This window comes from Frigoribacterium sp. MEB024, from assembly GCF_000878135.1.
Classification (GTDB): Bacteria; Actinomycetota; Actinomycetes; order Actinomycetales; family Microbacteriaceae; genus Frigoribacterium.
In genome coordinates, this window is record NZ_JXQZ01000035.1 from 1 (window position 1) to 21,777 (window position 21,777).

At 70.9% G+C, this 21,777-nt stretch carries 18 protein-coding genes; 4 read left to right on the plus strand and 14 right to left on the minus strand.

What is annotated here, in order from left to right:
* Positions 1-440: hypothetical protein (locus SZ60_RS08365; RefSeq protein ID WP_043595109.1), on the minus strand; the 440-nt coding region annotated here is incomplete at its 3' end.
* A 70-nt stretch (positions 441-510) separates the two neighbouring features.
* Between SZ60_RS08365 and SZ60_RS08370 the strand changes: the two genes are divergently transcribed.
* The gene (locus SZ60_RS08370) at positions 511-1,950 is read left to right on the plus strand and encodes a mannosyltransferase family protein (RefSeq protein WP_052505252.1); all 1,440 of its coding nucleotides are present in this window, start codon (positions 511-513) and stop codon (positions 1,948-1,950) included.
* 126 nt (positions 1,951-2,076) lie between these two features.
* Here the strand turns inward: SZ60_RS08370 and SZ60_RS08375 are convergent, their stop codons facing one another.
* The 3 genes from SZ60_RS08375 to SZ60_RS08385 all read right to left on the minus strand — a co-directional run bounded on the left by SZ60_RS08375 (position 2,077) and on the right by SZ60_RS08385 (position 6,513).
* Positions 2,077-3,090 carry an LLM class flavin-dependent oxidoreductase gene (locus tag SZ60_RS08375; RefSeq protein ID WP_043595110.1) on the minus strand — a complete coding sequence of 338 codons (1,014 nt, stop codon included), beginning with the start codon at positions 3,088-3,090 and terminating at the stop codon, positions 2,077-2,079.
* A 107-nt stretch (positions 3,091-3,197) separates the two neighbouring features.
* Positions 3,198-5,663 (minus strand): ABC transporter permease, encoded by a 2,466-nt coding sequence (locus SZ60_RS08380; RefSeq protein ID WP_197073530.1) that lies wholly within the window; start codon positions 5,661-5,663, stop codon positions 3,198-3,200.
* Entirely contained in the window at positions 5,623-6,513 is an 891-nt protein-coding gene (locus SZ60_RS08385) for an ABC transporter ATP-binding protein (RefSeq protein WP_231567089.1), read from the minus strand. The genes SZ60_RS08380 and SZ60_RS08385 overlap by 41 nt, the downstream gene beginning before the upstream one ends.
* Positions 6,514-6,574: 61 nt before the next feature.
* Between SZ60_RS08385 and SZ60_RS16440 the strand changes: the two genes are divergently transcribed.
* Positions 6,575-7,183 carry a response regulator transcription factor gene (locus tag SZ60_RS16440; protein ID WP_052505253.1) on the plus strand — a complete coding sequence of 203 codons (609 nt, stop codon included), beginning with the start codon at positions 6,575-6,577 and terminating at the stop codon, positions 7,181-7,183.
* Positions 7,184-7,346: 163 nt separating this feature from the next.
* Here SZ60_RS16440 and araA read toward each other — a convergent pair whose 3' ends face one another.
* The 7 genes from araA to chvE all read right to left on the minus strand — a co-directional run bounded on the left by araA (position 7,347) and on the right by chvE (position 16,704).
* On the minus strand, positions 7,347-8,876 hold the full coding sequence (gene araA, locus SZ60_RS08395) for an L-arabinose isomerase (RefSeq protein WP_043595112.1): 1,530 nt from the start codon (positions 8,874-8,876) through the stop codon (positions 7,347-7,349).
* Positions 8,873-9,586 carry an L-ribulose-5-phosphate 4-epimerase gene (locus SZ60_RS08400; protein WP_043595113.1) on the minus strand — a complete coding sequence of 238 codons (714 nt, stop codon included), beginning with the start codon at positions 9,584-9,586 and terminating at the stop codon, positions 8,873-8,875. The genes araA and SZ60_RS08400 overlap by 4 nt, the downstream gene beginning before the upstream one ends.
* Positions 9,583-11,400, minus strand: coding sequence for a ribulokinase (gene araB, locus SZ60_RS08405; protein ID WP_082059985.1), 1,818 nt, complete (start codon positions 11,398-11,400; stop codon positions 9,583-9,585). Before araB ends, SZ60_RS08400 begins: the two co-directional genes overlap by 4 nt.
* A gap of 92 nt (positions 11,401-11,492) precedes the next feature.
* Complete coding sequence (locus tag SZ60_RS08410; protein WP_043595114.1) at positions 11,493-12,482, minus strand: LacI family DNA-binding transcriptional regulator; 990 nt, start codon at positions 12,480-12,482, stop codon at positions 11,493-11,495.
* A 158-nt stretch (positions 12,483-12,640) separates the two neighbouring features.
* Positions 12,641-13,909 carry a multiple monosaccharide ABC transporter permease gene (mmsB, locus tag SZ60_RS08415; RefSeq protein ID WP_082059986.1) on the minus strand — a complete coding sequence of 423 codons (1,269 nt, stop codon included), beginning with the start codon at positions 13,907-13,909 and terminating at the stop codon, positions 12,641-12,643.
* Positions 13,896-15,425 (minus strand): multiple monosaccharide ABC transporter ATP-binding protein, encoded by a 1,530-nt coding sequence (gene mmsA, locus SZ60_RS08420; protein ID WP_199859237.1) that lies wholly within the window; start codon positions 15,423-15,425, stop codon positions 13,896-13,898. Before mmsA ends, mmsB begins: the two co-directional genes overlap by 14 nt.
* A gap of 124 nt (positions 15,426-15,549) precedes the next feature.
* The gene (gene chvE / locus SZ60_RS08425) at positions 15,550-16,704 is read right to left on the minus strand and encodes a multiple monosaccharide ABC transporter substrate-binding protein (protein ID WP_043595116.1); all 1,155 of its coding nucleotides are present in this window, start codon (positions 16,702-16,704) and stop codon (positions 15,550-15,552) included.
* A gap of 468 nt (positions 16,705-17,172) precedes the next feature.
* On the opposite strand from chvE, the gene SZ60_RS08430 reads away from it, so the two are divergent.
* Positions 17,173-17,475 (plus strand): hypothetical protein, encoded by a 303-nt coding sequence (locus SZ60_RS08430; protein ID WP_043595117.1) that lies wholly within the window; start codon positions 17,173-17,175, stop codon positions 17,473-17,475.
* Positions 17,476-17,559: 84 nt separating this feature from the next.
* On the opposite strand, the gene SZ60_RS08435 is transcribed toward SZ60_RS08430, so the two are convergent.
* The 3 genes from SZ60_RS08435 to SZ60_RS08445 form a co-directional block, all read right to left on the minus strand.
* Positions 17,560-18,606: an aldose 1-epimerase family protein gene (locus tag SZ60_RS08435; RefSeq protein WP_082059987.1), complete on the minus strand. Its 1,047-nt coding sequence runs from the start codon at positions 18,604-18,606 to the stop codon at positions 17,560-17,562.
* Complete coding sequence (locus SZ60_RS08440; protein WP_043595118.1) at positions 18,599-19,855, minus strand: D-arabinono-1,4-lactone oxidase; 1,257 nt, start codon at positions 19,853-19,855, stop codon at positions 18,599-18,601. The genes SZ60_RS08435 and SZ60_RS08440 overlap by 8 nt, the downstream gene beginning before the upstream one ends.
* A gap of 64 nt (positions 19,856-19,919) precedes the next feature.
* Positions 19,920-20,990, minus strand: a complete 1,071-nt coding sequence (locus tag SZ60_RS08445; protein WP_043595119.1) for an LLM class flavin-dependent oxidoreductase — start codon at positions 20,988-20,990, stop codon at positions 19,920-19,922.
* 251 nt (positions 20,991-21,241) lie between these two features.
* Here SZ60_RS08445 and SZ60_RS08450 point away from each other — a divergent pair, with 251 nt between their 5' ends.
* Positions 21,242-21,721: a hypothetical protein gene (locus tag SZ60_RS08450; protein WP_043595120.1), complete on the plus strand. Its 480-nt coding sequence runs from the start codon at positions 21,242-21,244 to the stop codon at positions 21,719-21,721.
* The last annotated feature ends 56 nt before the right edge of the window (positions 21,722-21,777 follow it).

Genomic DNA, 21,777 nt, shown 5'->3' on the forward strand with positions numbered 1-21,777 from the left:
AAGTCGGTGGTCGCCCGGTGCTCCAGCCTCGAGTACCAGTCCCCCACGGCCTCGTGCCCGACGACCACCCGCGTCAGCTCGTCGGCGTCGTGCGGGCGACGACCCTCGTCGAACAACGCTCCCAGCTCGGGCACGGCCGCGCGGACCTCGACGAGCGCGTCGGCACGGGCGGCGACGACGGCCGGCACGGCCACGCGCGGGTCCACCGCGCCGTAGCCCTCGCCTCCCGCCGAGCGCTGGACGAGCCCGAGCGAACGGAGGCGCTCCAGGGCGGCCAGGGCCGTCGCCTCGTCGAGGTGCACGGCCCGCGCCACGGCCTCGGGCGTCGGCCCGGCCGCCGTTCCCGCGGCGTCCGCCACCCCGGCCCCGGCGACGACGTGACGGTAGACCGCGACCGCGACGTCGTCGATCCCGAGGGCGGCGAAGGACGGAAGGGGCACGGGTCGATCTTGCCCCGTCCCAGCCGACTCTTGGTAGCGTCGTCCAGATGACCGGACACGGGGCGGGGCGGTGAGCCGCGAGACGATCGCGTCGCCGTCGGCGGCGAGGCTGCGCCGACCCGCTTTCTCCGTCGATCTGGCCGGTCGATTGTCGGGCAGCTGGCGCAGCGTGCTCGTCGTATACCTCGCGTCGCGGCTGTTCTCGACGAGCGTCCTCTTCGCCGTCTACGAGGTCGCGAAACTGGCCGGGGCGACCTTCATCACGCCGGGCAGCGACCGCAGCTTCCTCGACTTCACGTCGTCGTGGGACGCCGACCGGTACCGCACCATCGCGTTGCACGGCTATCCGTCGACCCTGCCCACCGACGCCTCGGGCGAGGTGCTGCCGAACGAGTGGGCGTTCCTGCCGGTCTTCCCGTACCTCTGCCACCTGCTGATGGTGGCCACGGGCATGGACTTCGTCGTCGCCGCGCCCCTGCTCGCCACCGTGTTCGGTGCGGGCGCGACGATCGTGCTCCACCGCCTGCTCGTGACGAAGGTCGGACGCACCGGTGCCCTCTGGGCCGTGCTGCTGTTCTGCTTCGGGCCGGTGGCGTTCGTCATGTCGGTCGGCTACGCCGAGAGCCTCTTCCTGCTGCTGATGTTCGGCGGCCTGCTCGCCATGCAGCGGCGGAACTACCCGCTCGTGGCGTCGGCGGGCATCCTCGCGTCGTTCGTCCGACCCGGGGCGCTCGCCCTGGCGTTGGCGCTCGGCATCCACCTGATCGTGCGCTGGCACACCGAGCGGGAGCGTCCCCAGGCCCGGCCGTCGGCTGTGTCCGGGGGGCATGCCCCTGCCGCGACGGCCGCCGCCGCGACGACCGGGGCGGCGACGCGGCCTCCCGCAGACGCCGGGACGCGACGGATCGCCGGGATCGGTACCGCGCCTCCTGCGCTCGCCCTCGCCGCCCGCACGTCGGTCCGCCGCGCCTGGGCCGGTCTGCGGGAGTTCGTCGTTGGCGACCGGATGCCGCCCCGTGAACTGACGACGATCGTCGTGGCGGGGCTCGCGATGGCCGCGGCCGGACTCGCGTGGCCGGTCGTCGCGCACGTCGTCACGGGTCAGTCGGACGCCTACCTCGAGACCGAGATGGCCTGGTGGGTCGACTACGTCGGCCGCCCGGCCTTCGTGCCCTTGACGCCGTGGTTCCTGCTGGCCGGCCGCTGGTTGGGCATCGGCGGCATCGTGCTCGTGCTGGCCATCATCGTGTCGTTCACGTTCTGGATGACCCGCCGCTCGACCCTGCGCCTCGGCCACGAGGTCGTCGGGTTCGTCGCGGGGTTCTTCGCCTACCTCGTCGCGGTGTTCCTGCCGCAGCAGAGCCTGTTCCGGCTGCTCATGCCGCTCAGCCCCGTGCTCGGCACGCCCGCGATCTCGTCGCGGCCGTGGCTGCGCCGCACGATGCTGCTCGGCGGGGCGGCCCTGCAGCCGGTCGCCGTCGTGTTCGTCTTCCTCTTCACCGCGCCGTAGCCACCGGCTGCTACGACGAAGACACCGCCCAGCGGACAGGACACCGTCGCATGTCTCGGTGTCCAGTCCACTCGGCGGTGTCCGGCGGGAGGGGCGCAGCGCGTCTCGCCCGGAGGCGCCGGTGGGCTACGCGGCGGCGGGGGCCAGCTGCATCGCGTCGGCGAGGAGCGCGACCGAACGGAGGCGCGCCTCCGTCGACGAGGCCGCGTGCGCGACGATCAGCTCGTCGGCCTGGGCGGTGCGGGCGAACTGCTCCATGTACTCGCGGGCGTCGCCGGGCGTGCCGACGGCGGTGTAGGTCGTCATGGTCTGGACGTGCTGGCCGACCGGGGTCCGCAGCAGGTGGTCGAGTTCGTCGTCACCGAACTCGCGCGTGGGGTCGATCTGGCCGCTCTGGCGCAGCAGCATCATCAGACGTTGGCGCTTCATGGTGGCGAACTGGGCGTCGGCCTCGTCCGCGTCGTCGGCGACGACCGCGTTGACGGCGGCGAGCACGTACGGCTCGCTGAGCTGGGTCGACGGCTGGAACTCTCGGCGGTAGGCCGAGACGGCGTCGATCAGGTCGCCGGGGGCGAAGTGGGAGGCGAACGCGTAGGGCAGGCCGAGGGCGGCGGCGAGCTTCGCGCCGAAGAGCGACGAGCCGAGGATGTACAGCGGCACGTTCGTGCCGGCACCGGGGACGGCCTGGACGCCGGCGACGCGGGACTCCCCCGCGAGGAAGGCCTGCAGCTCGACGACGTCCTGCGGGAAGCGCTCGGACGACGAGGGGTCGCGGCGCATGGCGCGGAACGTGGCCTGGTCGCTTCCGGGGGCGCGGCCGAGGCCGAGGTCGATGCGGCCCGGGTGCAGGGTCTCGAGGGTGCCGAACTGCTCGGCGATGGCGAGCGGCGAGTGGTTCGGCAGCATGACGCCGCCGGAGCCGAGGCGGATGGTCGAGGTCTGGCTCGCGATGTGGGCGATCAGCACCGACGTCGCGCTCGAGGCGATGGAGGCCATGTTGTGGTGCTCGGCGTACCAGACCCGCCGGTACCCACTCGCCTCGGCCTGCTGCGCCAGGGCCACGGAGGCCGCGAAGCTCTCGCGCACGGTCTGACCGGGTGCGACGGGGGCGAGGTCGAGGATCGAGAGGGGAATGCTCATGCGGGGGTGAACAACGACGGGCGTCGCCGTATGCCCGGTCTCGGCGACGACGATGATGCTGTCTCGCAGACGGGGGCGGGCGGCTGAGCCCGTTCTCGCGTCGGCACTCATGACGTGCCCCTCAGAATCGTCAGGGGATCCGTGCGGGAGGCCCGCAGGACCGGCCCCACGGCGGCGAAGGCGAGAGCGATCGCCGTCACGCCGACGATTTCCGCGATCGTCACGGGATCGACCACCGGGTCGACCCCCACGCCGAGGAGCCTCGAGACGATCCGCGTCCCGAGTGCTCCCCCGAACGAGCCGAGGAACAGTCCTGCACTCAGCGACGCCACGGCGATCACGGTGGCGTCCCAGGCGACGAGGGCACCGACGCCGCGACGTCGGCACCCCACGGTGCGGAGCACGGCGAGTTCATCACGCCGCGATTCGACGTCGAGGCTCAGCGTGCTGCTGGCCCCCAGGGCCCCGAGGGCCAGAGTCACCGTCACCGCAGCGAAGAGTCCTGCCGTGAGGGCTGCCGTCTCGGAGGCTGCACGATCCCTCGTCGCCTCGGCGGTGATGACGTCGACACCGGGGACACCGACCACCTGCGCGGCGACGCGGTCTGACAAGTCGGCGACATCGACCCCTCCGTCTGCCGACACGTCCCACCGAGAGACCCCCGTGACACCGAGTTCCCCCGCCGTCCTGCGGTCGATGACGACCTGTTGCCCCGTGGCCACCGAGGTGAAGAGCCCGACGACTTCGAGGGGCACCTGAGTCCCCCCGGCCGACACGACGACCTCATCGCCCGGGGCCACAGTCAGGGACTCGGCGACCCCCCTCGGCAGAGCGATGCCCCCACCGGCCCTCAGCAACTCGACACCTCTCGATCCGCCACCGGCGGACCACGCGAGCCCCGACACGTCGAACCAGGTCTCGGGGTTGATCGCCTGGAACGGCACGTCGAGTTCGGCGGACGCCGACAGGACGGTGGCTTCACCGGACACCGACCGCGCGACGTCCCGAACGCCGTCGACGACGACGATCGGCTCGGCGTCGTCCGACAAGGGCACGACCGACGTGACTTGCACGTCGGCCCCGAACTGCCGATCGATCTGTTCCCCTGTCGCGGAGGCGACGGCACCGACGCAGGTGGCGAGCGACACCGCACCGAAGACCACCAGGGTGAGGGCCCCGGTCACCGTCGACCTGCCGCGGGTCGGTCGGCGACGCGCCAGGTCGGCTGCCCATTGGAGCCTGGCCGCGAACGCCGCCAGGGGCGCGATCGCGAGGCGGGAGAGGGCCACCGCACAGGCCGCCAGAGCGACCAGGCCCAGAGCATCGAGGACGGCGCCTGAGTCGAGGGCCCAGATCACCAGCGCTGAGACCGATGCGACCACGGCGACCGCGACGGTTCGTCGCCGTGAGCACGATCCGGGCGAACCGTCTGCGGGTTCGACGCCCCTCACGACGAACGCCGGCGGAATTCGACGGACGTCGGCGACGGCTCGTCGGGCTCCGAGCACGGCGGAGGTCGCTCCCGCGAGGACACCGAGACCGACCGAGAGGGTGAGGGTCGGAAGAGACGGGGTCTCCCCGTCCGTCCGACTCATCACCACCGCAGCGCCTGCGACGCCGACCGCGACGCCCACGACCGTTCCGGCCGCTGCGACGATGGCGATCTCGGCGCCGACCGACGAGACCAACCACCGCGTGGACGCGCCCGTGGCGCGCAGCACACCGTAGGTGCGGCGCCGTGCTCGGACGGCAGCCGTGCTCGCCAGTGAACCGAGCAGTGCCGACACGGCGAGGGCGACCAGAGCGAGCCCTGCCATCACCGCCGTCACGGCCGTTTCGATGGGCCCGAGGCCGTCGGCCACGGCCGACGTGTCCTGGAAGACGGCTCCGGACGGGAGCGCCGCTCGGTGTTCTGCTGCCCAGGTGGACGCGACTGCAGGATCGAGTTCGAGGTCGAGACGGGTGAGGTCACCCTCGAGCCCGAACGCCCTCTGGACGACCTCGAGGTCGGTGAAGAGGTTGTCCCGGGCGAAGACACCCAACGAGCGGGGGTCGACGAGCCCCACCACGTCGAACGAGCGGACGCCCGAGGGAGTCGTCATCGACATTCGACTCCCCAGGGAGGCGTCCATGCGGTCTGCGACATCGGTCGGCACCAGGACCTCGTCCGAGCCCGGTCGAGGAGCTCGACCGTCGGTGACCACCTGGGAGGCGAGCGAGTCCGGCCCGGCCGGGGCGCCGGTCAGGAGGAGGGTCTCCGCCTCACCTGTCGCGCCGACCGCGACCGTCTCTCGACTCAGGGTGGGGAGCGACGACACGACTCCGGGATCGGCGGCGAGTGCGTCCACGAGACCCTCGTCGACGAACTCACGATCCACCTCGGGGACGATGCCCACGTCCCCGAACGTGAGCAACGAATCGATTCCGTCGACGACCGTCTGGCGCGCCGTCAGTCCGGTGACGAGTGAGGCCGTGAGAAGGGCGACCCCCAAGGCTGCCGTGAGGGCGGTGAGTCCTGCCCGCCGCCGTCCGTCAGCGATGTTCCGCCAACCAAGCGCGAACGCGTTCTTCATGGGCCCTCCCCTCGACGCTGTCGATCGTGGCCGCCGGTGTGAAGCGTTCGTCGGCGATGACTCGGCCGTCTCGCAGGACGATGATCCTGTCGGCGATGCAGGCGGTCTCGAGGTCATGGGTGACCACCACGACCGCTGACGCCTGGTCGTCGACGACCACGCCCCGGAGCAGCCTCAGGACATCCCGTGAGGTCGCACTGTCGAGCGCGCCGGTCGGCTCGTCGGCGAGGACGAGAGACGGACGGGAGAAGAGCGCTCGAGCCAGGGCCACACGCTGGGCCTCTCCGCCCGACAAGGTGGCCGGACGGGCCGATCCGAGACCGTCGAGGCCGAGTTCGTCGAGCAGCGCGTGCGCTCGATCCGCCCATTCCGAGCGGCGTCTTCCCGCGACGAGTGACGTGAGCGCGACATTCTCGAGCACCGACAGGGTCGGGACGAGGTGGGAGTCCTGGAAGACGAATCCGATGCGATCTCTTCGCAGGACGGTGCGCTCCGCCTCGGAGAGGGAAGAAAGTGTCATTCCGTCGAAGACGATCTGACCGTGATCGGGGGTGTCGAGAGCACCGACCATCTGCACCAGAGTCGACTTGCCCGAGCCGGAGCGACCGACGATCGCGACGATCTCGCCCTCGTGAAGGTCCAACGAGACACGGTCGACGGCGGGCGGTCTCCCACCTCGGCTCTCGAAGAGCCGTGACACTTCTCGGATCTCGACGAGCGGAACCGTGCTCATGCCGCCAAATCCGTCCGCATGCGCTTGCTCCTCCGTGATGAACCAATCGGACACTGTTGAGTCTCGACATCCGCACCCGGGCTCGATAGTCACCGTCGTCACCGACTCACCACGCACGTGTCACGAAGGCGTCATGAGAGATACTGGTCACGAAGTCGATGACGAGTAGGGGGATGCCATGTCGACCGACGGGAGGATCGACGTGTGCGTGGTCGCCGACGAGGTGCTGACGCGGTCGGCGATCGAGGCGTGCATCCGTGTGACGCCGGGGCTGAAAGCCGTCGCGATCCACGAGTCCGCGAAGCCCTCCTCCGAACCAGGGCCACCCCCGCGGAGCGTGCTGGTCATCGACGCCGACGACCACCCCGACGTCGTGGACGCCGCCCGGCGACTGCGCGAAGGGCACGACGCGGTCGTCGTCCTGGGTCGCCGCTTGCCCGCCGTGCTCGTCCGTCAGATCGTCCAGTCGGGCATCGACGCGGTCGTCTCGAAGCAGGCGAGCATCGACGAACTCCTCGCCGTCGTCCGGCGAACGGCTGCCGGAGAAGACCACGTCGACCCGAGGTTGGCGGCCACGGTCCTCCGCGCCGAGGCGTGCCCGCTCACGGCACGCGAGCGTGACGTCTTGCGCCTCGTCGAGCGGTCGCTCTCGACCAGACGGTGCGCCGCCGAACTGCACCTCGCCGAGGGCACGGTGCGCAACCTGATCTCGTCCGCCGTCCGCAAGGTCGGGGCGCCCGACCGAGGACGGGCCGCCTCGGACGCGCGAGATCTCGGTTGGATCTAGACCCGCGCCTCCTCGGGGCAGACGGGGTCGAGCGGGCTCAGCCATCGCGACGACGAATGGTCCCGGACCGTCGTCCGCCGTGGGGCGGAGGACGATCCGGGACCACTCGATGCGCAGACCGCGCGAGAAGCGCGAACCGCGAACCGCGAGCCGGCCGCGAGGCCTACAGGCCGCGGGCGAGGCGGTGGTACGCGGCGTTCCAGGCGACCTCGTGACGGAAGTCGCGGATGCGGGTGTCCTCGTCGATGACCAGCAGCTCGGTCTCGACGATGCGCGCCAGGTCTTCGAAGGCCTCGAGCCCGACCGCGGTCGACATCACCGTGTGGTGCGCGGCGCCGGCCGTCAGCCACGCCTCGGCCGACACGGCGAACGACGGGCGGGGCTTCCACACCGCGCGCCCCACCGGCAGGTTCGGCAGGTCCTCGTCGGGCTCGACCACGTCGACCACGTTGACCGTGAGGCGGAACCGGTCGCGCACGTCGCTCATCGCGACGACGACGGCCGGGCCGGGGTCGGCGGAGAAGACCAGGCGCACCGGGTCGTCCTTGCCGCCGATGCCGAGTGCGTGCACCTCGAGCGAGGCGCGCCCCGACGTCAGCGCCGGGCTGACCTCGAGCATGTGCGCCCCGAGGATCTTCTCCTCGCCGGGCACCAGGTGGTACGTGTAGTCCTCCATCAAGGAGGCGCCACCCGGCAGCCCGGCGCCCATCACGTTGGCCGCACGCACCAGCACCGAGGTCTTCCAGTCGCCCTCGGCCCCGAAGCCGTAGCCCTCGGCCATCAGGCGCTGGACCGCGAGGCCGGGCAGCTGCTTCAGTGCGCCCAGGTCTTCGAAGTTCGTGGTGAACGCGCTGAACCCGCCGGCCTCGAGGAAGGACCGCAGCCCGATCTCGATCGCGGCACCGTCCCGCAGCGACTGGTGACGCTCGCCACCGGCGCGCAGCGCGGGCACGACGTCGTACTCGGCCTCGTACACCGCGACGAGCTCGTCGATCGCCGTGTCGGTCGCCGCGGCGACGGCCTCGGCCAGCTCGTTGACGCCCCAGGTGTTCACCTGGACGCCGAAGGCCAGCTCGGCCTCGGTCTTGTCGCCCTCGGTCACGCCGACGAAGCGCATGTTGTCGCCGAAGCGGGCCAGCTTGAGCGAGCGCATCGCCGAGGCGCCCGCGGCGGCGCGCATCCAGGTGCCCACCTGCTGCTGCACGCGCGGGTCGCTGACGTGGCCGACGACCGTCTTGCGCGGCACGCCGAGACGGGTCTGCATGTAGCCGAACTCGCGGTCGCCGTGGGCGGCCTGGTTGAGGTTCATGAAGTCGAAGTCGATGTCGGCCCAGGGCAGCGCCACGTTCGCCTGCGTGTGCAGGTGCAGCAGCGGCTTGCGCAGGGCGTCGAGGCCGCCGATCCACATCTTGGCCGGGCTGAACGTGTGCATCCAGGCCGTGACGCCGATGACCGAGTCGTCGAGGTTCGCCTCGAGCATCGTGCGGCGGATGGCGTCGGCGTCGGTCAGCACGGGCTTCCAGACGAGGCGCACCGGCACGTCGGAGGCGGCGGCCAGCTCGTCGGCGATGGCACGCGACTGGTCGGCGACCTGCCTCAGCGTCTCTTCGCCGTAGAGGCCCTGACTGCCGGTGAGGAACCACACCTCTCGCGAGGCGAGGAAGGCGGTGGGGTCGAGCGTGTCGTTCGTCACTTCAGTTCTCCTGCGGGTGCTTGTCCATAGACGTTCTGGTACCGGTCGAAGAGGGCGTCGATGCTCTCTGCCGGGATGGGGATGGGTTCGCCGAGCTGGCGGGTGATGTGGACGGTCCGGGCCACGTCTTCGGTCATGACGGCGGCCTTGACCGCGTCGCGGGCGTCCTTGCCGATCGTGAAGACGCCGTGGTTCTGCATCAGCACGGCCCGGCTGCGGTGCCCCTCGAGCGTCGCGACGATGCCGCGGCCGATCGAGTCGTCGCCGATGATCGCGAACGGCCCGACGGGGATCTCGCCGCCGAACTCGTCGGCCATGGCCGTGATCACGCAGGGGATCGCCTCGCCGCGCGCGGCCCAGGCCGTGGCGTAGGTCGAGTGCGTGTGCACCACTCCCCCGACGTGCGGCATGGTTCGGTACACGTAGGCGTGCGCGGCCGTGTCGCTCGACGGGCTGCGGTCGCTGCCCGGCGTGCCCTCGACCACGGTGCCGTCGAGGCGGCAGAGGATCTGGTTCTCGGCCGTCAGGTCGTCGTAGAGCACGCCGCTGGGCTTGATGACGAAGAGGTCGGTGCCGGGTACGCGACCCGACACGTTGCCGCCCGTCCAGACGACGAGCCCGTAGCGCACGAGCTCGGCGTGCAGGGTGGCGACGTCTTCTCGCGTCGCGTCGATGGCCGCCTGCGTCGAGCGGTCGATCCAGCCGGTCATGCGGTCACCCCCGCGTCGCTCGTGGCCGAGGCGGTGGCGTCCTGCTCGAGGGCGTCCGTGCCCCGGGCGCTCTCGGCGTTCGCCGAGGGACCCGAGGAGGCGCGGGTCGCCTCGCGACGCATCGCCCGCAGACGGTGCATCACGTCGTTGCCGCCCCGACCGAACCAGTCGTGCAGCAGGAGGTACTCGGCGTAGAGCGCGTCGTACGCGTCGGCGGCCGCCTCGTCGGGAACGTAGGTCGCCCGGTCGACGCTGCCCATGGCCTCGGCCGCCGAGCGGATGTCGGGGTAGGCACCCGCGGCGACGGCGGCGTGGATGGCCGAGCCGAGGGCCGGGCCCTGCTCGCTCGTGATGGTCGAGATCGGCAGGCGCAGCACGTCGCTGTAGGTCTGCATCAGGTGGGCGTTCTTGAGCAGGCCGCCTGCGGCGATGAACTCGGTGACCGGCACGCCGGACTCCTCGAAGGCCTGCACGATGCGGCGGGTGCCGAAGGCCGTGGCCTCGAGCAGCGCGCGGTAGCCCTCTTCGGGCGTCGTGCTGAGCGTCTGGCCGACGATGACGCCGCTGAGCTCGTGGTCGACGAGCACCGAGCGGTTGCCGCTGTGCCAGTCGAGGGCGACGAGGCCGTGGGCCCCGACGGGCTGCTCGTAGGCGAGGTCGGTGAGGTGCTGGTGCACGCTCTTGCCGGCCGCCGCGGCGGCCTCGACCGACGACTGCGGCACCTGGTTCTTCACGTACCAGGCGAAGATGTCGCCGACGCCGGACTGGCCCGCCTCGTAGCCGTAGAGCCCGTCGACGATGCCGCCGTCGACGACGCCGCACATGCCGGGCACCTCGGCCAGTTTGTCGCCGTTCATCACGTGGCAGGTGCTCGTGCCCATGATCGCGACCATCTGGCCGGGCTGGGTGGCCTTGGCGGCCGGGGCGGTGACGTGCGCGTCGACGTTGCCGACGGCGACGGCGACGCCCTCGGGCAGTCCGGTCCAGCCGGCGGCCTCGGCGGTCAGCGTGCCCGCGACGTCGCCCAGGGCGCCGATCTCGTGCACGACCTTGGTCTCGGCGAAGTCGGCGAAGTCGGGGTTGAGTGCGGCGAGGAACTCACGGCTGGGGTACTCGCCGTCCTGGTAGATGCCCTTGTAGCCCGCCGTGCAGGCGTTGCGGACGTACCGACCGCTCAGCTGCCAGACGATCCAGTCGGCGGCCTCGACCCAGTGCTCGGTCGCGGCGTAGACCTCAGGGTCCTCTTCGAGCAGCTGCAGGCCCTTGGCGAACTCCCACTCGCTCGAGATGAGCCCGCCGTACCGGGGCAGCCACGACTCGCCACGCGACGCAGCCAACTCGTTGATGCGGTCGGCCTGGCCCTGCGCGGCATGGTGACGCCACAGCTTGACGAAGGCGTGCGGGCGGTCGGCGAAGCGGTCGAGCTCGTTGAGCGGGGTGCCGTCGGCGGTGGTCGGCACCATGGTGCAGGCGGTGAAGTCGGTGCCAATGCCGACGACCGCGGAGGGGTCGACGCCCGACGCGCGAAGGGCCTCGGGCACTGCGTTCTTCAGCACGTCGACGTAGTCGGACGGCACCTGCAGGGCCCAGTCGGCGGGGAGGCGCTCGCCCGTGCCGGGGAGGGTGCGGTCGACGACGGCGTGCGGGTACTCGAACGTGGCACTGGCCAGTTCGGCGCCGTCGCGGACGCGCACGACGACGGCCCGGCCGCTGAGCGTGCCGTAGTCGACGCCGACGACGTACGTGTCGGCCGACGTGCCGGCGGGGTCGGGAGCCGCGGGCGACGAGTCGGAGGGGATGGCGGTCTCAGCCATGGAACGTCCTTGTCCTGATGCGAAAGTGAGCGCTCACATTCTCACATGAGCGAGTGCGGCCGTGCAATGTCGCACGGCCGGGTCGGAGTCCGTCAGCGGGCGGGGGCCGCCGTCGACCGGCGGACCACGAGCTCGGGGTCGAGCGCCGCGACGGGCGCCTCGTCGCCGGCGAGCACCGCTTCGACGGTCGTCATGAGACGACGTCCGAGCGCCTCGAAGTCCTGCCGCACGGTGGTCAGCGGCGGGACGAAGTGCTCGGCCTCGGGGATGTCGTCGAAGCCGACGATGCTGACGTCGCGCGGCACGACGCGACCGGCGTCGACGTAGGCGTGCACGACCCCGAGCGCCATCTGGTCGTTGCCGCAGAACACGGCCGTCACGTCGTCGCGCTCGGCCAGCTCTCGGCCGATGCGATGCCCCGAGCGCGGCGTCCAGTCTCCGCGCAGCAGCACCGTCGAGTCGACGCCGAGCCGGGCGCAGGCCTCATGCCAGCCCCGTTCGCGGTCGCGGCCGTCCATCCACCCGTCGGGTCCGGCGACGTGCGCGACGCGACGGTGCCCGAGCGACACGAGGTGCTCGACGGCGGCCTCGGCCCCGGCGGCCTGGTCGAACGACACCGTGTGGTGGCCGTCCTCGGCCTCGCTGTCGGCGGTGACGAGCGGAACCGACACCCCGGAGCGTCGCAGCACCTCGAGCGCCTCGGCGTCGGGCGCGATGAGCACGATGGCCGCCACGTTCTGGCCCACCAGCGAGTCGAGCGCCTGCCGCATGCCCAGCCGGTCGTCGACGTCGAGGGTGGCCATCGACACCTGGTACCCGGCGCGACGGGCCGCTCCGTTGAAGCCGTGCATCGTGCTGGACGGCCCGTAGAACGGGAACCCGGTGCTGATCACGCCGAGCGACCTCGTCTTGCGGCTCGCCAGGGCCCGGGCGGTCAGGCTGGGCCGGTAGTTGAGCTCGTCGATGGCGACGTCGACCTTGGCCTTGGTGGCGGGACGGACGGTCGGGTCGCCGTTGACGACCCGCGACACGGTCTGGTGCGAGACGCCGGCCGCGGCCGCGACGTCGAAGAGGGTTGCCACGAGGTGATCCTAGTTCGGTTCGGTTTTCGGGACGTCGGTGTCCTGCGCGGCCGACCCGCGCCTCCTGCGGTCTGGTCGGTGCCCGCCGGGGCGGGGAGACGAGGAGGCGCGGCTCCCGTGACCGGGAACCGCGCCTCTTCGCGGGATGGTGCGGCTCGTTACTTGCCGGAGGAGGCGGCGCGACGCTTGTTGAAGACGTCGAACGCGACCGCGGCGAGCAGCACGAGGCCCTTGATCAGGGACTGGTACTCGGTGCCGACACCGAGGATCGAGAGGCCGTTGTTCAGGATGCCGATGATCAGACCACCGATGATCGCGCCGGTGACCGTTCCGATGCCACCCGTGACGGCGGCGCCGCCGATGAAGACGGCCGCGATGGCGTCGAGCTCGAATCCAGTTCCAGCGCTGGACGCCGCGAGGTTCAGCTGGGCCGTGAAGACGACTCCGGCGAGGGCGGCGATGACGCCCATGTTGACGAAGAGCAGGAAGGTGACGCGCTTGGTCTTGACACCCGACAGCTCGGCGGCGTGCACGTTGCCGCCGATCGCGTAGACGTGACGACCGAAGACCGAGTTCTTCATCACAGTCGAGTAGACGACGACGAGCACGGCGAGGATGACCAGCACGATCGGGGTGCCCGAGTAGCTCGCGAGCAGGAATCCGACGTACATGACGAGCGCGACGGTGAAGACCAGCTTGGTGACGAACCAGACGAAGGGCTCGTCCTCGAGCTGGTATTTACGACGCGTCGCCCGACCACGGAGGCCGGTGCCGATCAGGGCGACCGAGGCCACAGCGCCGAGGATGAGCGTCAGCGGCTCGTACCCGGTCGTGCCGAACGCCGGCAGGAAGCCCGAACCGATGTCACGGAACCCCTGGGGGAACGACGAGATCTGCGTGCTCTGCAGCGCGATCTGGGCGGCACCACGGAAGGCGAGCATGCCGGCCAGGGTGACGATGAACGCCGGGATGCCGAAGTAGGCGATCCAGAAGCCTTGCCAGGCCCCGACCAGGGCACCGAGCACGAGGCAGAGCACCACGGCGAGCGGCCAGGGCAGGCCCCACTGCGTGATCATCACGCCGGCCATCGCACCGGTGAAGGCGACGATGGACCCGACCGAGAGGTCGATGTGGCCGGCGATGATGACCATCACCATGCCGATGGCCAGGATCAGGATGTAGCTGTTCTGGACCACCAGGTTCGACACGTTGATCGGCGCCAGGGTGATGCCGTTCGTGGTGATCTGGAAGAACAGCACGATCACGATCAGCGCGATGAACAGGCCGATCTGGCGCAGTTGTCCGCCGAGGTACGAGACGGCACCCGTGATCGGGTTGCCACCCGAACCGGACTGCGGCTGACGGGAGGTGGGCGACCCGCCCGTGGGCTTCGGGTCGGTGGCCTGGGTGGGGCTAGGCGCGCTCATTGACGGGGCTCTCTCGTTCGAGGGTCATGTACTTCAGGAGGAATTCGGGGGTCGCCTCGGCGATCGGCACGTCGGCCGTGATGCGCCCCTCCGAGAGGGTGTAGATGCGGTCGCAGATGCCCAGCAGTTCGGGGAGCTCGGACGAGATGACGATGACGCCCTTGCCCGCGTCCGCGAGCTGGTTGATGATCGTGTAGATCTCGTACTTGGCACCGACGTCGATGCCGCGGGTGGGCTCGTCGAGGATCAGCACGTCCGGGTCGGCGTACATCCACTTGGACAGCACGACCTTCTGCTGGTTGCCGCCCGAGAGCTTTCCGGTCACGGCGGCCACGGTGGGCGCCTTGATGTTCATGCTCTTGCGGAAGCGCTCGGCGACGGTGCTCTCTTCGGACCGGTTGACGAAACCCCAGTTCGCGAGCTTGGAGAGCGCCGAACCCGAGACGTTGCGGGTGATGTCGTCGATCAGGTTGAGGCCGTACTTCTTGCGGTCCTCGGTGGCATAGGCGATGCCGGCCGCGATCGCCTTGCTGACGGTCGAGGTGTCGACCTTTTCGCCGCGCTTGTAGACGGTGCCCGAGATGCCGGTGCCGTAGCTCTTGCCGAAGACGCTCATCGCGAGCTCGGTTCGTCCGGCGCCCATCAGCCCGGCGATGCCGACGATCTCGCCGGCCTTCACGCTGAGGTTGGCCTGGTGGATGATCTCGCGCGTCGCGTCGAGGGGGTGGTGGACGGTCCAGTCCTCGATGCGCAGCAGCTCGGCGCCGACCTTCGACTCGTGGGCCGGGTAGCGGCTCTCGAGGTCGCGACCGACCATGCCTTTGATGATGCGATCTTCGGACACTTCGCCGGCGTGCATGTCGAGGGTCTCGATGGTCTTGCCGTCGCGGATGATCGTCACCTTGTCGGCGATCGCCTTGATCTCGTTCAGCTTGTGGCTGATGATGATCGACGTGATGCCCTGGGCCTGCAGGCTCTTGATCAGGTCGAGCAGGTGGGCCGAGTCGTCGTCGTTGAGGGCGGCGGTCGGCTCGTCGAGGATCAAGATCTTCACGCGCTTCGAGAGCGCCTTGGCGATCTCGACCAGCTGCTGCTTGCCGACTCCGATGTCGACCACCTTGGTGATCGGGTTGTCGCGCAGGCCGACGCGGGCCAGCAGACCGGCGGCGTCGAGGTTGGTCTTGTTCCAGTCGATGAAGCCGCCCTTGGACTGCTCGTTGCCGAGGAAGATGTTCTCGGCGATCGACAGGAAGGGGCTGAGAGCGAGCTCTTGGTGGATGATGACGACGCCCGCGGCCTCGGAGTCGTTGATGTTCTTGAAGTCGACGGGCTGACCGTCGAGCAGGATCTGTCCGTCGAACGAGCCGTGCGGGTAGACACCCGAGAGCACCTTCATCAGCGTCGACTTGCCGGCGCCGTTCTCGCCGCAGATCGCGTGGACCTGGCCACGCTCGACCTCGAGCGTGACGTCCTGCAGGGCCTTGACGCCGGGGAACGTCTTGGTGATCTCCCGCATCTCGAGGATCGTGTTCGCCACGTGTTCCTTCTTCCGTGTGTCGGGTGGGTGCCGCTGGGGAGCAGAGAGACGAGGAGGCGCTGGTCGGCGACCGGCGCCTCCTCGGTTCTCGCAGGGGAGGGACCTACTTGAGGTCGGCCTCGGTGTAGTAGCCGCTGTCGATCAGGACCTTCTTGTAGTTGTCCTTGGTGACGATGGTCGGCTGGAAGAGGAAGGTCGGGACGACCTTCTCGCCGTTGTCGTACGTCTTGTCGTCGTTCGTCTCGGGCGTCTTGCCGGTCAGCAGGTCGTCAGCCATCAGCACGGACTGGTCGGCGAGCTGGCGGGTGTCCTTGTAGATCGTCGAGTACTGCTGACCCTCGATGATCGACTTGACCGAGGCGGCCTCGGCGTCCTGGCCGGTGATGACCGGCAGGGCGTCACTGGCGTAGCCAGCGCCCTCGAGGGCCGAGATGATGCCGATCGAGATGCCGTCGTAGGGCGAGAGCACGCCGTCGAGCTTGGTGCCGCCCGAGTAGGTCGAGGCGATCAGGTTCTGCATGCGGGCCTTGGCGGTGGCGGGGTCCCACTGCTGCGTCGCGGCCTGCGTGAACTGGTCCTGACCGGAGCCGATCGTCAGCGAGCCGTCTTCGATGTAGGGCTTGAGGGTGTCCATCGCGCCGTTGAAGAAGAAGGTCGCGTTGTTGTCGTCGGGGCTGCCGGCGAAGACCTCGATGGTCTTGGGCGAGGCGCCGTCGACCTTCTTGCCGTCGGCGTCGGCGAGGCCGAGACCGGTCAGCAGGCTGGTGCCCTGGTCGACGCCGACCTTGTAGTTGTCGAACGAGACGTAGTAGTCGACGTTCTCGTTGCCGGTCAGCAGGCGGTCGTACGAGATGACCTTGATGCCGGCCTTGGCGGCCGAGTCGAGCTGGTCGCTGAGCGAGCCACCGTCGATCGAGGCGACGATGAGCACCTTGGCGCCCTTGGTGATCATGTTGCTGATCTGCTGGACCTGCTGGGGGATCTTGTTGTCGGCGTACTCGAGGTCGACCTTGTATCCCTTGTCTTCCAGGGCACTCTTGACGGCGTCGCCGTCCTTGATCCAGCGCTCGGACACCTTGGTGGGCATCGCGACGCCGACCAGCGCACCGGCGTTGTCGCCGCTGCTGCTGCCGCCGGCGTCACCGCCGCGTCCGCCGCCGCCGCCGGAGCAGGCGGCCAGGGAGAATGCCATGCCGACGGCGACGATGCCGACGAGGAGCTTTTTCTTCACGGTTGTTCCATTCGTGTCAGGTGTCATCTCGACGGCGTCGTCGATGACGGGTGATGGTGCTGTGAGGGGATCTCTGTGGTGCGGGCGCTCGACGGCTCGGGTGGCCGGGGATGCGCCGGGCCGACGGGTGCGCGAGGCCTGCCCGTCGGGGCTGAGGGGACGTCAGGCCGGAGCGGCCGCGAGGAGGCGCGGGGCGGGCGACGTGCGGACGGCCCGGTGGGCGGCCGGGCGGCGGAGGGAGGAGCTGTTCACGGTTGACCTCTTCGTCAGGAAACGTGTGGCTGGGGTGTCGCGGAGTGGAGCGGGATGGCCCGTCACGAGGACGGTCGAGCGCTGACCTGAGAATGTGAGCGCTCACATCGGTGGTGCTGGGCAATACTGAACGAGGTCCAGGTGCTTGTCAAGTCGGTTCGTGCCCGGCGTGTCGCGACATGATTTACACGTTCGCCACACGCCGTTCACGCGCGTGAGCGGTCGTCACGTCACAGTGTGCGCATGATCACCGCGACCGCGACCGTCCACACGGCGTACGACGCCGCCGGCCTGTTCTGGTTGTCGCGCCGCCTGCTCGCCGAGCACCGTGCCGCGCGGGTCGACGAGGGCCAGTACCTCGTGCAGCTCGCCGATGCCGGAACCGTGCTGCTCACCGAGCTGCCCGAGGCGCTGCGGTTCGACGTCGTCGTCCGGGACGAGCTGACCGCCCGCCGCACGCGTCGCGCCCTCGAGGCCGCCCTCGAGCGCTGCCTGCCCGGCACGGTCTCGGCCATGACCTGGCAGACCGAACCCGTCGCCGTCTGAGGGCGGCCCGGCGCGACACCCCCGAACCAGCGCGACTCCCCGGGTTCGTGGGGTGTCGTGCTGGTTCGGAGGTGTCGGGCCGCGCTAGAACGCGGCGATGGTCCAGCTCGCCGAGTGGGCCTCGCCCGGGGCGAGCAGTACGAGGTCGTCACCCGAGTTGAAGGCGTCCGGCGGACAGGTCATCGGCTCGACGGCCAACCCGACCCGGTCGTTCTCGGGCTCGGGGCGATCGGCGGTGTGCACCTGCACCCAGGGCAACTCGGCACCCCACGACATGGTGACGCCGTGCCCGTCGCGCGCGGTGACCGTGGCGGTGACCCGCGCCTCCTGTGCGGGGCCGCCCGCGCCGTCGACCGCGGTGAACGCGAGGTCGGTGAAGGCGTGGTCGACGAAGAGGTCGCCGATCGCGTGCCCGTCGCGGAAGTCGAAGCCGTCACGGTCGCCGACCGGCCGCGTGCCGACGGGCACGAGGCGGTCGTCGGTCACCTCGAGGTAGCTCGCGGCGGGCAACGTGAACGACCAGTCGTCGACGCGGCCCTCGCCGGCGACGAGGTAGGGGTGCGGCGCGGTGCCGTAGGGGGCGACGCCCGTGCCCGCGTTGCGGGCCGTGACGGTCGTGGTGAGCCCGTCGTCGGTCAGCTCGTAGACGACCGACAGCGCCAGTCGCCACGGGTAGCCGTCGCTCGGCACGAGCACGAACGAGGCCGAGGCCCTCGCGGCCTGGGCCTGGTCGATCGTCCAGTCGGCCCAGTGGGCCAGGCCGTGCAGGGCGTGGCCGCGTTCGACCTCGTTGAGCGGCAGCTGGTGCTCCACCCCGTCGCGCTCGTATCGGCCGTCGGTCACGCGGTTGGGCCACGGGGCGAGCAGCGCCCCGCGGAAGCCCGGTCGCACCTCGTCGGCGGCGAACGGCACGACCAGGTCGCGGCCCTCGAAGGTGAGGGTGCGCAGCGTGGCCCCGACCCCGGCGATCTCGGCCCGGTAGCCAGCACGCTCGAGCACGACCTGCGCACCCGAGACCGGCACCGGCGACGTGACGAGCCTCGCGGTCGGTGGCGCACCCGGTGCGGGCTCGACGACGGGGGGCGTGGTGCCGGGCGGCGGCACCGAGGCGACGGGGGTGGGCTCAGACATGCGCGGGCTCTCCGAGGACGGACGCGGACAGGAACGGGTTGCGGAAACGCCCCTCGGGGTCGACCGACTCGACGTGGGCGGCGAAGTCGCCGAGACGCGGGAACACCCGGCGCAGCTCGGCGTGCGTGGCGGTCGAGACCTTCCCCCAGTGCGGGCGGGCGTCGAACGCTCCGAGCACCCGTTCGATCTCGGGCAGGACGGCGAGCACCTCGTCGGGACGCCGGTGCCAGGTGAAGTGGAAGGCCACGCTCTGACGTCCACCGCTCGGGCTGATCCAGGCGTCGTCCGGGGCGATCGTGCGGATCTCGCTGACCATCAGCACGTCGGCGAAGGTGTGCGCGATGCCCCGCAGCCCCTCGATCGCGGCCGCGGCGTGCTCGGCGGGGATCAGGAACTCGCTCTGGATCTCTTCGCCGGCGCTCGGCGTGAAGTCGAACCGGAAGTGCGGCAGGCGCTCGAGCCAGGGACCGGCCACGCCGCCCTGCTGCGTCACGGCCGCGGTCTCGGCCCCGGGGATCATGTGCGTGGTGGCGTCGGCCCGCACCGCACCGAGGTCGCGGAGGTCGAGACCGACCTCGTCGCCGACCCGGTGCTTCGACCAGACCTGGTCCACCCCGTCGCCGTCGTACCGCGTGAAGAAGCTCAGGCTGTAAGCGCTGGCGAGCACGGCGTCGAGGTGCTCGAGGGCGGCCGCCCAGGGCAGGTGCTCGTGGATGGTCTGCTCGACGTCGAAGGTCGGCACGGTGTCGAGCTCGAGGGTCGTGACGACGCCCACGGCGCCGAGCGAGACGACGGAGGCGCCGAACGCGTCGTCACCGCGGCGGACGGTCTCGAGGCTGCCGTCGGCGCGCACGAGCTCGACGGCGCGGACGCCCGCCGAGAGGGCGGGGTTGCGGACCCCCGAACCGTGCGTGCCGGTCTGGACCGCACCGGCGACCGAGATGTGCGGCAGCGAGGCGAGGTTGTGCAGGGCGAGGCCGTGGCGCTGCAGCTCGCCCGCGAGGGCGGCGTGCGTCGTGCCCGCGCCGACGCGGACCGTGCCGGCGGCCGAGTCGATCTCGACGGGGGTGCCGAGCGCGTCGAGCGAGACGAGGGTGCCGTCGGTGTCGGCGACGCGGTTGAACGAGTGGCGCGAGCCCAGGGCCTTGACCAGGCGGCTGCCGGTGACGACGTCACGCAGCTCGTCGAGGCTCGTGGGGCGACGCAGGTCGGTCGTCGAGTACTCGACGTTGGCGGCCCAGTTCTGCATGGAGACTCCTTCGGCTCGGGGTGCTGCGTCGAGTCTAGGCGAGCGGCCTACGGTGAGTGAGCGCTCACTCGGCTCCGTCGGTGGCCTGCCAGCCGAGGAGGGGGCCGAGGCGCTCGGCGGCGTCGGTCAGCACCTGCGTGTACTCGGCGAGGCCGAAGTCGAAGGGCAGCTCGACGATGAGGTCGTCGACCTCGCGCATCGCGGCGTTCTCGTGGAGCTGCTCGGCGATCCACTCGGACGGGCCGACGAGGTCGCGGTCGAACATCATGCCCCGGGGACCGTGGGCCACGGTCGTGCGGTCGCGACGGGAGGACGCGTAGGCCTCGTACGCCGCACGCTGCTCGGCGGTGGCCGTGTCGGTGGGCAGGACGACCGCGCCCTTGGCGACCCGCGCCTCCTGACCCGCGGGGTGGACCGCGCGGAAGGCGCGGATCTGGTCGAGCTGCGACGCGGCGAAGCGGGTCGGCTCGATCGGCCCGGGCGCGCCCGCGAAGCTGACGTTGCTGATGAGCATGCCGAGGCCCTGCCGGCCCGCCCACTCGGCGGACCGCGGGCTGCCCGCGCCGTACCAGACGCGGTCGGCGAGACCGGGGCTCTGCGGCTGCACCCGCCCGGTGTAGACCTCGATGCCCTCGGTGCCCTCGAACGCACTGACCTGCTCGCCACGCACGAGCGAGAGGAACTTCTCGACCCGGCCGTACGAGAAGTCCTGGTGATCGGAGGCGTCGCCGTAGAGGTGCGGGGCGATCTCGTCGTAACCGCGGGGCTCGCCGACGCTGACCCCCAGCTGCAGCCGTCCACGCGACAGCACGTCGACCGTGCCCCAGTCCTCGGCCAGGCGGAACGGGTTCTCCCAGCCGAGCGGCATCACGGCCGTGCCGAGGGTGAGGCGCGAGGTGCGCTGCGCCGCGGCCGAGAGGAACGCGACGGGCGACGAGATGCCGAACTGGAGGTGCCGCGTACGCGTCCAGCCGCCGTCGAGACCCAGCGCCTCGGCCCGCTCGAACAGCTCGAGCCCCTGCTCGAGACCGGCGGTCGGGTCATCGCCCTCGAAGGCGCCGATGGTGAGGAAGCCGAGACGGCGCAGCGGCCTCGCGGCGGCGGACGGGGCGGACGACGAGGAGGCGGTGGTCACCGGTCGAGCCTAGCCAGACGACTCGACGCCCCGGCCCGTGTCCCCGGACCGCCTCCCCCGGCTCGCGTCCCCCCGCTCGCGTCCCCCGATCCGCGTCCCCCGGACTGGGGACCGGCCCACCCCCGTACTGGGTGGCCGTGCCCCGTTGTCCCCCGGGCCCGCGTGCGGTTCGCTGGACGGAGCCGTTCGAGAGTCATGTCGACGACGACACGACCACGGACGCCACCACGACTTCAGGGGAACAGAACACGATGGACACCGCAGAGCCCGACACCGGACGCCCGGGCACGACCGACCCGTCGGACGCCGCGACCACGCTCGGCCCCGTCACCACCGTCGGGGCCGCCCCGGCGACCTCGACCCGTCCGACGCGCCTCCGCCGCGAACGCGCCACCCGCCTGCGTCGACCCGCCACCTTCGTGCTGTCCTGGCTCGACCTGCCGAACGACGGCAGCGACCCCACGCTGCCCCTCGGCACCTGCCTGGTGCTCCGCACGGTCGGACGCCCCGCGCGCGACGTGCTCGTCGACCTGCCCGGCGGGCCCGTCCGGGGTCGCGACAAGCTGCGCCCCGGGGCTCCGCTCGGCATCGCGACCCCCGTCGAGCTCGACGCGGTGGTCGCCCTCGGCACCGTCTTCGTCGAGTGGTCGGACGGCCGGGGCGTCAGCCGGACCACGTGGCTCCGCGTCCCGCCGGTCCCGGCGCGGTACCGCAGCCCCGCCGCTCGCTGACCTCGTCGGCGCGTCGACCTGAGCCCGGTCGCTCACCGAACGGACGCGAACGGCGC